Raw genomic sequence first — 12598 nt, 5'->3', positions numbered from 1 at the left:
CGGGCATCCTGTGCGCATGACGACCACGCACGTGCGGCTGCCCTCCGGTGAGTCCATCCCCTCCCTCGGCCTGGGCACGTGGCACCTGGGTGAGTCGCGGGCGGCGCGCGCGGACGAGGTGACCGCGCTGCGGCTGGGCCTCGACCTGGGCATGACGCTGGTCGACACCGCCGAGATGTACGCCGACGGCGGCGCCGAGGAGGTCGTGCGCGAGGCCGTCGAGGGGCGGCGGGACGAGGTGTTCCTCGTGTCGAAGGTGCTCCCCCGCAACGCCAGCGCGGCGGGCACCGTGCGGGCGTGCGAGGCGAGCCTGCGGCGGCTCGGCACCGACCGGATCGACCTGTACCTGCTGCACTGGCGGGGGCGGGTGCCGTTCGAGCAGACCCTCGACGGGTTCGCCGCGCTCGTCGAGGCGGGCAAAATCCGGCACTGGGGCGTCAGCAACTTCGACGTGGCCGACATGAGCGAGCTGACGGCGTTGTCCGGGGTCTGCCAGACCGACCAGATCCTCTACAACCTCAGCCGCCGCGGGCCGGAGCACGACCTGCTGCCGTGGTTGGCGGAGCGGTCCATCCCGGTCATGGCCTACTCCCCCGTCGAGCAGGGCCGGTTGCTGCGTTCACCGGTGCTGGCGGAGGTCGCCCGCCGCCACGACGCCTCCCCCGCGCAGGTCGCGCTGGCGTGGGTGCTGCGCCGGCCCGGTGTCACCGCCATTCCCAAGTCCAGCTCCCCGGAGCACGTGCGGGAGAACGCCGCGGCCGTGGACCTCGACCTCACCGTCCAGGACCTGGCCGACCTCGACACGGCCTTCCCTCCCCCGGACGGCCCCGAACCCCTGGACGTCCTCTGACCGCTCCCCCCGCATCTGCAAGTACCACCAACTCGACATCAACAGGCTCGTAACCACCGCCAACAGCACCTCCGGCCCCTGCGGGTGGCGAACAGGTTGGTGGTACTTGCAGATGCTCAGGCCGGGGTGCGGACGTGGAGGGTCACGCGGTCTCCCGCGAGCTCGAAGCGGACGTGGGAGAGGTCGGGCACGACGATGTCGGCGTCCAGGTCGGTGCCGACGCCCAGCGTGGTGCAGCCGGCGGCACGGCCGGAGGCGAGGCCCGAGGCGGTGTCCTCCACGGCCAGGCAGCGGCGCGGGTCGACGTGGAGCTGTTCGGCGGCCTTGAGGTACGGGACGGGCTCGGGTTTGCCGCGGTCGACGTCGTCGGCGGTCACCAGCACGTCGGTCACGGGTAACCCGGCGGCGGTCGTGCGGGCGTCGGTCACGTCACGGGTGCAGGAGGTGACGATGGCCTTGCGGTCGCCGACGGCGGTGGTCGCGTCGAGCGCGCCGGGCAGCACGACGACGCCGTCGAGGTCGTGGGTGGCGATGTGCGAGTAGTGGGCGAGGCCCGACTCGTGCCGGTCCGGTGGCAGCAGGGCGGCGACGATGTCCTTGGCGGGCTTGCCTTCCGTGCCGGCGAGGCGGGCCGGGTCGACGCCTTCCTCCTCGGCCCAGCGGTGCCACGCCCTGCGCACGGCGGCGGTGGAGTCGATCAGGGTGCCGTCCATGTCGAACAGGACGGCGTCGAATTCGAGTCCCATGGTCATCCCTTCGATCCGGTGGTGCAGGGGTCACGGCGGTCACGACCGGCTGGCCTCACCGCGGTGCTGTTACTTCGCTGTGGTGTCCGCGAGCTCGCGGCGCGCGACCTGGCGGACGAGCAGCACGACGAAGCCCAGTGCCACGAGGCTGAGTGCCGCGCCGAGCACGGCCACACCGGGCAGGCCGAACTGGTCGAGTGCGATGCCGCCGAAGCCGGCGCCCGCGACGATGCCGATGTTGAACGCCGAGACGGCGAACGAGACCGCGAGCTCGCCGCCCTCCCCCGCCGCCTGGAACAGCGCGGCCTGCACCGCCGGGACGAACGACCAGGCGGCCAGCTGCCACACCACGACGAGCGCGATGGTCTGGAGGGCGCTGGTGGACATCGGCAGCACGGCGAGCAGGGCCACGGAGGTGATGGCGGAGGTGATGAGCAGCGTCTTGCGGGAGTCGGTGTCGGCTCCCTTGCCGCCGATGACGTTGCCGACCACGGCGCAGACACCGGCGATGACGAGCACGACGATGACCATCGTGCTGTCGAGGCCTGCGCGCTGTTCCAGCAGTGGCACGAGGTAGGTGTAGACGGTGAACGAGGCGCCCCAGAACAGGGTGATCGCGGCGAGGCCGATGAGCACGGGCGCGGTGCGGATGGCGCGCAGGCGGACCTTGAGCGGCGGGCCGTCGTCGGCACCGGTGGGCGGCAGTGCGATGGCGATGAACGCCAGTGACAGCAACGCCATGCCGCCGATGACGAGCATCGGGACCCGCCAGCCCATCTGGTGGCCGAGCAGGGTGCTGATGGGCACGCCCAGCGCGGTGGCGGTGTTGACGCCGGCCTGGATCGTGGCGATCTTCGAGGCGCGCTTCTCCTCCCCGCCCAGGCGGGCGGCGGCACCGATGGCGGTGGCCAGGTAGAGGCCCATCATGGCGCCGGAGAGGATGCGCGAGCCCAGCAGGACCGCGTAGTTGGGTGCGAGCCCGGCGGTGAGGTGCCCGACGGCGAACACGATGAGCGCGCCGAACAGGACCTTGCGCCGGTCCATCCGGTGGCAGGCGGCGGCGAGCACCGGGGCGCTGATGGCGAACGCGACGGCGTTGAGCGTCACCAGCTGGCCCGCGGCCGCCTCCGACACGTTCAGGTCACGCGCGATCTGGGGCAGCAGTCCGACGACGGCGAATTCGGTGCACGCCACCGCGAACGCGCCGCTGAACAAAGCCCATATCCAAATCCTCTTCACTGCCCCCTCCAGGCGTGCGCGTCGACAACGCAATTGCGCAGAGGGTTCTCAGCTCGCTTCACGGCTAAGCAAATTTCCCCGTGACGGACTACGGGGTCCCGCAGGCATTCAGCGCGGGTCCGGTGGATCTGCGCGTATTTTCGCACGTAGGACCAACCAAAGTCGTCACGGGATCAGCCCAGCCACGGATGTCCGATTAGCACCTGGATGGGCGGTTCAAGCGGGTGAGCGAGTGGGTACGTGCAGTAGTACCGCGGCGCCTGAGGGTGACGACGCGCCACGTCCGCCGACGGGGAGGACCTCTGTGCTCAAGGACGTCGAGCAGCCCGCCACAGCACCGTCCACACAGCGAACACCGGGAGCACCGCGAACACCGGGAGCACCGCGAACACCGGGAGCACCGCGAACACCCGGCAGCCCCGAGCTCGTCACCGCTGCCCTCGCCGCACTCGAACGCGGCGAGGGCAGCGTGCTCGTTGCCGAGCAGCACGGCGTGCTGGGGCGCAGAGCGCTGGTCGGGCACGCGCGGGCCGAGGCCGCGCGCAGGGGCACGAGAGTGGTGCACGGGCGCGCGACCCACGTCGACCGGGTGGCACCGCTGTCCACGCTCAGAGCGGCGCTCAGCGCCGGGGTGCCCGACGCCCACCGCGACTTCGACGTCGACCACTTGACCGCGTTGCGGCAGGTCAGAGCACAGTTGGTGGGGCTGGCCGGTGACGGTGGCGTGCTGGTGTGCCTGGACGACTTCCACCACGCCGACGACGCGACGGCGCTGGCGCTGCGGGTGCTGATCCCCGGTCTGGCGACCACCCCGGTGCTGTGGCTGCTCTCGCTGCGCCCGGCGCAGGCCTCCCCCGCCGTGCGCGGGGTCGTCGACGTGCTCCTGGACGCCGGTGCGCGGCTGCTGCCCGCGCGGTGGCCGGCCGGGGACGACGCGCGGCGCCTGTGCGCACAGGTGCTCGGCGCCGAGCCCGACCCGGCGGTGGTCGCGATCGCGACGGACGTCGACGGTGACGCGGAGCGGGTCCTGCGCGCGTTGCACGAGGCCGGGCACATCCAGGTCGGCGGTGGTACGGCGGTGCTCGCCGCCGACGCCGACCGGCAGCCGCTGCCGTCCTGGCTGGTCGCGGACGTCCGCGCCGCCCTGGGTGACCTGGCCGCGACACCCACCGCCGTGCTGCACGCCGGTGCGGTGCTGGGCAGGGCGTTCACCGTGCACGAGGCGGCCGCGTTGTTGCGCAGGCCGGTGCCCGAGCTGCTGCAGGCCGCCGCGCAGCTGGTCGAGGCCGGGGTGCTGGCACCGGATGCCGGAGGCCTGGCCTTCCGCAGCGAGCTGGTGCGGCGGGTGGTGTACGCGGGGCTGGCCGAGCCGGTGCGGGTCGCGCTGCACCGCGAGGCCGCCGACGTCGTCGCCGCGGAGGGCGGTGCGCCGGCGGAGGTCGTGCGCCACCTCGAACGCGGTGGCCGCCGGGGTTCGCCCGCGGTGGTCGAGGCGCTGCGCAAGGCCGTGCGGGAACGCACCGGTGGCCCGGTCGAGGCCGCTGAGCTGGCGGTGAAGCTGCTGGACGTGGTCGGTGACGACCACCCCGGCGGTGACGAGCTGGTGGTGGAGGCGGTGCGGCTGCTCGCGCTGGCCGGGCGCACGGGCGAGGCCTGGGACCTGGCGGTGCGGGCACTGAGCCGGGTGCCCGGCCCCGCCACGCAGACGCGGCTGGTCTGCGCGCTGGGCGAGCTGGCCGACGGCCGCGACCCCGGTCACGACCACGTGGTCGTGGAGTACGCGCGGCGTGCGCTGGCCCGGCCGGACCTCGACGACCAGCACCGGGCCGACCTCGCGGCGGTGCAGGCCTACCGGCTCGCGGCCGCCGGGCACACCGACGCCGCGGAGAGCGCCGCGGCACGGGCGCGGGCAGCCGGTGGTGAGGCGGTGGTGTTCGGGTCCGCGGCACGGGCGCAGGTCGCGTTGCGCCGCGGAGAGCTGAGCCGGTCGCTGGAGCTGGCCAGGGCCGCCGTGCGGGAGGCCGACCGGACCGGGCCGTTCCCGCGCAGGCACCACTCCCGGTTGTGGCTGTGCGCGCCGCTGGTGGCGCTGGACCGGTTCGACGAGGTGCACTCGACGCTGACCGTGGTGGCCGGTGAGTCGGCCCAGCTGGGGACGGCGTGGCCGATGCCGCGCTGGCAGTACCACCGGGCCAGGGCGCACCTGGCCAGCGGCCGGCTGCGCACCGCGGAGTCCGACGCCGAGCTGGCGGTGCGCAGCGCCAGGGACCGGCCGTTCACGCCGCTGCTGGGGCGGGCGTTGCTGCTGCTCGCGGAGATCCGCACGGGGCTGGGCGACCTGGGGGCGGCCGAGGCGAACCTGCGGGAGGCCGAACAGGTCGGCGGCCGCGGTGCCGGGGCGGCCCGGCTGGCGTGGCGGCGGGTGCTGTGGCTGTGCGCGGCTGACCGGCACGACGAGGCGGCCGAGGTCGCCGAGGGGCTGCTCAGCGGCGCGGACCTGCTGGCGATCACGGCCACCGCGCCGTCACCGGTCGCACCGGTGCTGGTGGGGCTGGCCCGCCGGCGCGCCGACGAGCACCGCGTCAACCAGGTCGTGCGGATCGCGCAGCAGCTCAGCGAGCTCAACCCCGGTGTGCTGGGCGTGGCCGCCGCGGCCGCGCACGCCACGGGCCTGCGCGACGGTGACCCGGACGCGGTGGTCCGCGCCGCGGAGCTGAACCGGCTGAGCGACCGGCGGGCGGCCGCCGCGGCCGCACTGGCCGACGCGGGCAGGCTGGCCCGTGCCCACGACGACCCCGACCGGGCCCGTGAGCTGCTGGAGCAGGCACGGCAGACGTGGGCGGCGTGCGGTGTCCCGCTGGCCCCCGGCCGCACCGGCAGCTACCTCGCCGACGGCCCCCGGCAGACCCGCCCGCCGCGGGAGGCGGTGCCGGAGCCGTCGCTGGAGCTGTGGGCGAGCCTCACCGAGACCGAGGTGAGGGTGGCCCGGCTGGTCGCCCAGGGCCTGACGAACAAGGCGATCGCCACCCGGCTGACCCTCTCCCCCAACACCATCGGCACGCACGTGCGCAACGCGTTCACGAAGCTGCAGGTCACCAACCGGGTCGAGCTGGCGCTGCAGGTCATCGCCCACGACCGCGACCGCGCACCCCGCCGCACCCCCTGACCGACCCCCGACCTTCGAACGCCCGCCGGTGCCACCGGCGGGCGTTCTTTTTCTTTCACCGCCATCTGGCCTCACTCATTCACGTGAGAAGCGCCGCACGCATTCGGCATTCGCCGCGCGCAGGTTCATGGATTTGAGCGAGCTTCACGGACCCCCGCCACGGGGAACTTCTAATTCGCGACGAGTTCGAGCCCACCACGAGTGGCGCTGCTCGGACCGGTTCTGAGCGAATTCGACTTCCCTTCTGGACTTATTCCGGACGGAGTGGCATGCAGATCAGCATCCAGAAGTACGGGGGCAGCTCGCTGGCCGACGACGCCCAGGTGGCGGCGGTGGCGCGGCGGGTGGCGCAGACCCACCGGGCCGGCGCCGAGGTGGTCGTCGTGGTGTCCGCACGGGGTGCCACGACCGATGAGCTGGTCCGGGCGGCCACGGCGGTCAGCACGTCACCGGACCCGAGGGAGACCGACAAGCTGCTCGCCACCGGTGAGCTGGCCTCCGCGGCGTTGCTCGCCATCGCGTTGCGCGAGCTGGACGTGCCGGCGGTGTCGCTGTCCGGGCCGGAGGCCGGCCTCAAGGCGGTGGGCCCGCCCGGTGCCGGGGTGATCGCCTCGATCGACACCGGCACGGTGCGGCAGTGGCTCGACCGCGGCCACGTCGTGGTCGTGGCCGGTTTCCAGGCCCTCGACGAGGAGGGCGCGGTGGTCACGCTGGGCCGCGGCGGGTCGGACACCTCGGCGGTCGCGCTGGCCGTCGCCCACGGCGCGCCGGTGTGCGAGATCTACACCGACGTCCTCGGGGTCGCCAGCGCCGATCCCAGGGTGGTGCCCGGTGCCGGGCTGTTGCAGCGGCTGCCGGCCGCGGTGATGGCCGAGATGGCGTTCTCCGGCGCACGGGTGCTGCACCCGCGGTCGGTCGAGCTGGCCGCGGCGCACGGCGTGGACATCGTGGTGCGCGACTCGGCCGGGCTCGGCGAGGGAAGCACGATCTTCGGAGGGAGAGCGGCGATGCTCGACTCGGACGTCCTGGAAGGACGCGCCGGTGTGGTGGCGGTGACCCACGACGACAAGGTCACCCAGGTCGTGGTCGAGGCAGGGCGGGACCCGGCCGACGGCGGTGCGCGCGTGCTGGAAGCGGTGGCGCGCCTGGGAATCGCGGTCGACTCGGTGCAGTGGCTGTCGCACCGCGGCGCTCCGCTGCGGATGCGGTTCTGCGTCACCGACACCGCCGCGGACGACGCGGCCGGCGCGGTGCGCGGTGAGCTGCCCGACGACGACTGCGCGGTCACCCTGCGCCAGGACCTCGGCCGGGTCTGCGCCGTCGGCACCGGCCTGCTCAGCCGGCCCGGCCTCACCGCGCTGGGCCTCAACGCCCTGACAACAGCGGGCATCCCGGCCGAATGCGTGTCGTGCAGCCAGGAACGCACGACGTTCCTGGTGGCCCGCGACCGCGTGCACGACGCCGTGCGGACGCTGCACGAGCGCTTCGGGCTGCACGACCCCGACAGCGCACTGCCCGCCTGACCCCACCACTGTGCGAAAGGAGCCAGTTCCGGTGAACCAGCCGCAATCCTTCGGCGCGAAGCTGCGCCTGAACCGCATCGACCGCAACGGCGACGGGCGGTTGCTGGTCGTCCCGCTCGACCACTCCGTCGCCGACGGACCGGTGACCCCCGACGACTCCCTGGGCGACCTGATCGGCCAGCTCGTCGCCGCCAAGGTCGACGCGGTGGTGCTGCACAAGGGCACCGTCCGCCACCTCGACCCGAAGCTGTTCGTCGACACCTCCCTGATCGTGCACCTGAGCGCGAGCACCGCCCACGCCCCCGACCCGGACGCCAAGTACCTCGTCACCAGCGTGGAGGCCGCGTTGCGGCTGGGCGCGGACGCGGTGAGCGTGCACGTGAACATGGGCTCGCAGCAGGAGGCCGAGCAGATCGCCGACCTCGCCCGCACCGCGGAGGAGACCGACCGCTGGGGTGTGCCGCTGCTGGCCATGATGTACGCCCGCGGCCCGCAGATCGACGACGGCACCGACACCGAGCTGGTGCGGCACTCCGCCACGCTCGCGGCGGACCTGGGCGCGGACCTGGTGAAGGTCACCTACCCCGGCACGGCGGACGCGTTGTCGGACGTGGTGCGCGCCTGCCCGATCCCCGTGCTGGTCGCGGGCGGGGCACCGGTGGACGACCGGCGGGAGCTGCTGCAGCGCGTCGCCGCCACCATGCGGGCGGGAGCGGCCGGGCTCGCCATGGGCCGCAACATCTTCCAGCACCCCACTCCCGGCCGGTTGGCCAGGGACATCGGTGACGTCGTGCACGGCCGCATGGCGATCGCGGCCTGAACCGGGGAGGAAAGGCACTCATGACTGCTCAGATCAAGCAGATGCGGCAGCTGCTGGCCGACCCGGCGATGACCGAGAGCTCGCCCGGCTCGGAGTTCGCACAGGCCGCGGCGTTCGGCAACCGCGCGGAGGACGTGACCGTCACCTACCGCGGCTACCTGCCCACGGCGTTCCCGCTGTTCGCCGAACGACCGCGGTTCACCGTGCGGCAGCTGATGAAGATGGCGACGGTCCGCGACGGCGACACGCCGTTCGTGCGGGAACCGCAGCCGGAGTCCGACCGCGGGCAACGCTCGGGCGTCACGTTCGACACGACCCCGGAGGCGGGGTTCCAGCCGCTGCTGGACGCGGCGAAGCTCACCGACATCGGGGTGTCGCTGCCGGTGCCCGCCGGCCTGCTGGAGCACCCGCGGCTGCTGGCGGCGTTCATCGACTTCCGGCTGATCGTGCGGTTCGGCACCACGGAGAACCAGGTGCTGCTGCGCGGCAGCGACGACGGCGCGGTGCCCGGTCTGCTGGAGCTGCCGGAGGCCCGCCGCATGACCGTCGACTGCCGGCCGGTGGACCTGCTCACCAGGGCGGCGGCACTGGTCGAGGAAACCGGTGGGTCGTGCGACGGGATCGTGGCGCACAACGCCGTGTACTGGCAGGCCGTGGAGTCCGGGCTGCTGGGCCGGCTCGCCGAGGCGGGCGTGCGGATCGCGCGGACCAGGATGATCCCGGAGCACCAGGTGCTGCTCGGTGACTTCCGCGCCGCCACCACGTTCCTGGACCCCGGCATTTCGCACCTGACGCTGCGCCGCGGTGCCGCCCCGGACGGCGGTGACCTGCTGGAGGCGGGCAGCCGCATGGGTCTCGCGGTGCACCTGCCGCAGCACTTCGTGCTCGTGGAGCAGGAGGGTGCGCGCTGATGCGGGTCCTCTACGTCACCGGCATGATGCGCTGCGGCAGCACGATGATCGGCAACGTCCTCAACGAGACCCCGCACGCGGTCCACGTGGGCGAGCTGCACTACCTGTGGCGCAACGGAATCCTCACGCGGGGCACGAACTCCAGCTGCGGCTGCGGTGAACCGCTGACCGGCTGCCCGGTGTGGTCGCAGGTGCTGGCCGAGGAGGTGGCCGCCGACCGGCACGTCGCCGAGGCGGTCGAGGCCGTGCAGGCCACCCGGTTGCGCGCCCGCCACACCCCGCTGCGCCTGGCGGAGTCGCTCGGCCCATTGCGCACACCCCCGGACGTGCGGTGGGTGACCGGGGTGACCACCGAGCTCTACCGCGCCGCCGCACGCGCCGCCGGTGCCGAGGTGGTCGTGGACAGCTCGAAGTACCCCGCGGAGGCCGCCGCGCTGCTGGGCCGCGACGACCTGGACGTGCGGGTGCTGCACGTGGTCCGCGACGCACGGGCCACCGCGCACTCCTACCGCAAGGACAAGAGCTACGTGACGCGCATGAGCGCGGCCCGCAGCACCGGTTACTGGAGCGCGGTCAACGCCGCCTCCGACCTGCTGGCGCTGGCCGGCCGCGACCGGTACCTGCGGGTGCGGCACGAGGACTTCTCCGCACGCCCGGACGAGGTGATCGGTGAGGTGATGGCGTTCGCGGGCATCCCGGGCAGCGTCCCGGTGACCGCGGGCGGCACGGTCGAGCTGGGCGTGAACCACACGGTGACCGGCAACCCGGACCGCTTCCACCACGGCCAGGTGCTGATCAAGGCCGACGGCCGGTGGCGCACCGACCTGCCGTGGAAGCCCAGGGCGTTCACCACGGCCGCCGCGGCACCGCAGCTGGTGCGCTACGGCTACCCGGTGCGCGCGGGCAGGGAGGGCTGATGGACCTCGGACTGGACGGCAAGGTCGCCCTCGTGGCGTGCGCCAGCAGCGGCCTCGGGCTCGGTGTGGCCCGCGCCCTGGTGGCCGAGGGTGCGGACGTGTCGATCTGCGGCCGCGACCGCGACCGGCTCACCGAGGCGCGCGGCAAGCTGGAGGCGCTGGGCGGTGGCCGGGTGCACGCCCAGATCGCCGACGTCGGCATCGACGGCGCGGTGCAGCGCTGGGTGGACAGCGCCGTGGCCGAGTTCGGCGGGATCGACGTCGTGGTCAGCCACACCGGCGGGGTCGTGCAGGGCCCGGTCGCCGACTTCGGGCCCGAGGACTACCGCCGGGCCGTCGACACCGCGCTCATCCCCCACGTGGCGCTGGTGAAGGCCGCGACACCGCACCTGCGCCGCGACGGGCGGGTGCTGATGATCACCTCGGAGGCGGTGCGCCAGCCGATGCCGCACAACGTGCTGTCCGGGGTGGCCCGGCAGGGGGTGCTGTCCTACGCCCGCAACCTCGTGCACGCCTTCGGCGACAGCGGTGTGACGGTCAACGTCCTCGCACCCGGCTACCACGACACCCCGGCGCTGCGCGGACCGTCCGGTGAGGACACCTCCGCCGCGGCCGCCGAGGTACCGCTGCGCCGCGTCGGCGACCCGGACGACTTCGGTGCGCTGGCCGCGTTCCTCGCCTCCCGGCAGGCCGCCTTCGTCACGGGCGCGCTGCTGCTGGTCGACGGCGGCAACACGCGCGCGCCGGTGTGACCACGACCCCGCGACAGGAGTGAGAACGATGGACCTGGCCGAGACCTACCGCGCCAACGGGTGGTGGCGCACCGACGAGACGCTCGTCGACGACCTGCGCCGGGCGGCGCGGGAGCACCCCGACCGGCGCGCGGTCGTCGTGTGGCACACCGACGGCCGCGACACCGAGACGCTGACCTACGCCGAGCTGGAACGCCGAGTCGAGCGGATCGCGGCGGGACTGGCCGGCCTCGGCGTCGAACGCGGTGACGTGGTGACGCTGCAGCTGCCGAACTCCTGGCAGCTGCTCGCGACGACGCTGGCGTGCGCCCGCATCGGCGCGGTCGCCGGACCGGTGCTGCCGATCATGCGCCGCCGCGAGCTGGCGTTCATGACGACCCTGACGAAGAGCCCGGTCTACATCGGACCGGTCGAGCACCGCGGTTTCTCGCACGCCCGTCTCAGCGAGGAGGTCGCCCGCGAGGTGGCGTCGATCAGGGAACGTGTCCTGGTCGGCGCCGCCGGCTCGGACGCCGACCTCGGTGACGCCCGGGACTTCGACACCGCGCTGCTGGGCGAACCCGGCACCGAGGGCGCGGTCTTCGGTGACATCGAGGGCCGTGAGGCCAAGCCCGACGACCTGGCCTACGTCATGTTCACCTCGGGCACGACCGGTGAGCCCAAGGGCGTGATGCACAGCCACAACACGTTGCACGCCACCAACCGCATGCAGATCGACGCGCTGCACCTGCGCGACGACGAGGTCACCGCGATGGGCTCCCCCACCACCCACAACGCCGGGTGGACGTGGAACTTCACGATGCCGCTGCTGCTCGGCGCCACGTGCGTGCACATCGACAACTGGGACGCCGACCTGATGCTGCGCGTCCTCGAAACCGAGCAGGTCACGTTCTTCATGGGCGCGCCACCGTTCCTGGTGGACCTGATCGACCGCCAGCGCGAGCAGCAGCGCGACCTGTCGAGCCTGCGCACGTTCGCCACCGGCAGCGCGCCGATCCCACCGGTGCTGGTCGAGCAGGCCCGCGACGTGCTGGGCTGCCGGCTGTACGCGTTGTGGGGCATGACCGAGAACGGCGCCCCCACGATCACCCGGCCGGAGGACCCGCAGATGCGGGCCGCCGAGAGCGACGGCTCCCCGGTGCCGGGCATGGAGGTCCGCATCGTCGACGAGGACGGCGCCCTGGTCGAGCCGGGAGCCACGGGGAGGCTGCAGGTGCGGGGCGCGACCCAGTGCCTGGGCTACTTCGAACGCCCGGAGGTCTACGCGGACAACGTGACCGCCGACGGCTGGTTCGACACCGGTGACCTGGCCCGCGACGACGGACACGGCGGCATCCGCATCGCCGGGCGGGAGAAGGACGTGATCTCCCGCGGCGGCGAGAAGGTGCCCGTGGTGGAGGTCGAGGCGGCGTTGCGCCGCCACCCCGACATCAAGGACGTCGCGGTGGTGGCCTACCCCGACGACCGGCTCGGTGAGCGGGCGTGCGCGGTGATCGTGGCACAGGGCGAGCCACCGCAGCTGCCGGCGTTGCGCGAGCACCTCGACGGGCTGGGCATGGCCAAGCAGTACTGGCCCGAACGCGTCGAGCACGTCGGTGAGCTGCCGACGACGCCCAGCGGCAAGGTCCAGAAGTTCAAGCTGCGCGAGCAGCTGGTCAGCGGCTGAGGGAGGGC

Annotated in this window: 10 protein-coding genes; 8 read left to right on the top strand and 2 right to left on the bottom strand. The window is 73.4% G+C overall.

The window, feature by feature from the left end; genetic code table 11:
- Positions 1 to 16: 16 nt before the first annotated feature.
- A complete protein-coding gene (locus ACZ7CH_RS12645; RefSeq protein WP_470373902.1) occupies positions 17 to 850 on the top strand; it encodes an aldo/keto reductase in 834 nt (277 codons plus the stop codon).
- A 116-nt stretch (positions 851 to 966) separates the two neighbouring features.
- Here ACZ7CH_RS12645 and ACZ7CH_RS12640 read toward each other — a convergent pair whose 3' ends face one another.
- The gene (locus ACZ7CH_RS12640) at positions 967 to 1596 is read right to left on the bottom strand and encodes an HAD-IA family hydrolase (RefSeq protein ID WP_360396681.1); all 630 of its coding nucleotides are present in this window, start codon (positions 1594 to 1596) and stop codon (positions 967 to 969) included.
- A gap of 69 nt (positions 1597 to 1665) precedes the next feature.
- A complete protein-coding gene (locus tag ACZ7CH_RS12635; protein ID WP_360396679.1) occupies positions 1666 to 2835 on the bottom strand; it encodes an MFS transporter in 1170 nt (389 codons plus the stop codon).
- A gap of 304 nt (positions 2836 to 3139) precedes the next feature.
- Here ACZ7CH_RS12635 and ACZ7CH_RS12630 point away from each other — a divergent pair, with 304 nt between their 5' ends.
- From ACZ7CH_RS12630 to ACZ7CH_RS12600, 7 genes are all read left to right on the top strand, one after another.
- Positions 3140 to 6001 (top strand): helix-turn-helix transcriptional regulator, encoded by a 2862-nt coding sequence (locus tag ACZ7CH_RS12630; RefSeq protein ID WP_470373901.1) that lies wholly within the window; start codon positions 3140 to 3142, stop codon positions 5999 to 6001.
- A 269-nt stretch (positions 6002 to 6270) separates the two neighbouring features.
- A complete protein-coding gene (locus tag ACZ7CH_RS12625; protein ID WP_360396675.1) occupies positions 6271 to 7524 on the top strand; it encodes an aspartate kinase in 1254 nt (417 codons plus the stop codon).
- A gap of 31 nt (positions 7525 to 7555) precedes the next feature.
- Complete coding sequence (locus tag ACZ7CH_RS12620) at positions 7556 to 8344, top strand: 2-amino-3,7-dideoxy-D-threo-hept-6-ulosonate synthase (RefSeq protein ID WP_360396673.1); 789 nt, start codon at positions 7556 to 7558, stop codon at positions 8342 to 8344.
- A gap of 20 nt (positions 8345 to 8364) precedes the next feature.
- The gene (locus ACZ7CH_RS12615; protein ID WP_360396671.1) at positions 8365 to 9255 is read left to right on the top strand and encodes a family 3 encapsulin nanocompartment shell protein; all 891 of its coding nucleotides are present in this window, start codon (positions 8365 to 8367) and stop codon (positions 9253 to 9255) included.
- Positions 9255 to 10172, top strand: coding sequence for a sulfotransferase (locus ACZ7CH_RS12610; RefSeq protein ID WP_470373900.1), 918 nt, complete (start codon positions 9255 to 9257; stop codon positions 10170 to 10172). The genes ACZ7CH_RS12615 and ACZ7CH_RS12610 overlap by 1 nt, the downstream gene beginning before the upstream one ends.
- A complete protein-coding gene (locus ACZ7CH_RS12605; RefSeq protein ID WP_470373899.1) occupies positions 10172 to 10924 on the top strand; it encodes an SDR family oxidoreductase in 753 nt (250 codons plus the stop codon). Before ACZ7CH_RS12610 ends, ACZ7CH_RS12605 begins: the two co-directional genes overlap by 1 nt.
- Before the next feature lie 28 nt (positions 10925 to 10952).
- Positions 10953 to 12590, top strand: a complete 1638-nt coding sequence (locus ACZ7CH_RS12600; RefSeq protein ID WP_360396665.1) for an AMP-binding protein — start codon at positions 10953 to 10955, stop codon at positions 12588 to 12590.
- Positions 12591 to 12598 lie beyond the last annotated feature (8 nt).

This window comes from Lentzea sp. NPDC037011, assembly GCF_055607425.1.
Note: the sequence above shows the minus strand (reverse complement) of the source record. Positions and strands in the feature narration are given on the sequence as shown.

What these genes read in the sequence shown, in the direction of transcription:
- ACZ7CH_RS12600 (WP_360396665.1), top strand. Translation starts at nt 10,953, where the DNA reads ATGGACCTGGCCGAGACCTACCGCGCCAACGGGTGGTGGCGCACCGAC.
- ACZ7CH_RS12645 (WP_470373902.1), top strand. Translation starts at nt 17, where the DNA reads ATGACGACCACGCACGTGCGGCTGCCCTCCGGTGAGTCCATCCCCTCC.
- ACZ7CH_RS12605 (WP_470373899.1), top strand. Translation starts at nt 10,172, where the DNA reads ATGGACCTCGGACTGGACGGCAAGGTCGCCCTCGTGGCGTGCGCCAGC.
- ACZ7CH_RS12640 (WP_360396681.1), bottom strand. Translation starts at nt 1,596, where the DNA reads ATGGGACTCGAATTCGACGCCGTCCTGTTCGACATGGACGGCACCCTG.
- ACZ7CH_RS12610 (WP_470373900.1), top strand. Translation starts at nt 9,255, where the DNA reads ATGCGGGTCCTCTACGTCACCGGCATGATGCGCTGCGGCAGCACGATG.
- ACZ7CH_RS12615 (WP_360396671.1), top strand. Translation starts at nt 8,365, where the DNA reads ATGACTGCTCAGATCAAGCAGATGCGGCAGCTGCTGGCCGACCCGGCG.
- ACZ7CH_RS12625 (WP_360396675.1), top strand. Translation starts at nt 6,271, where the DNA reads ATGCAGATCAGCATCCAGAAGTACGGGGGCAGCTCGCTGGCCGACGAC.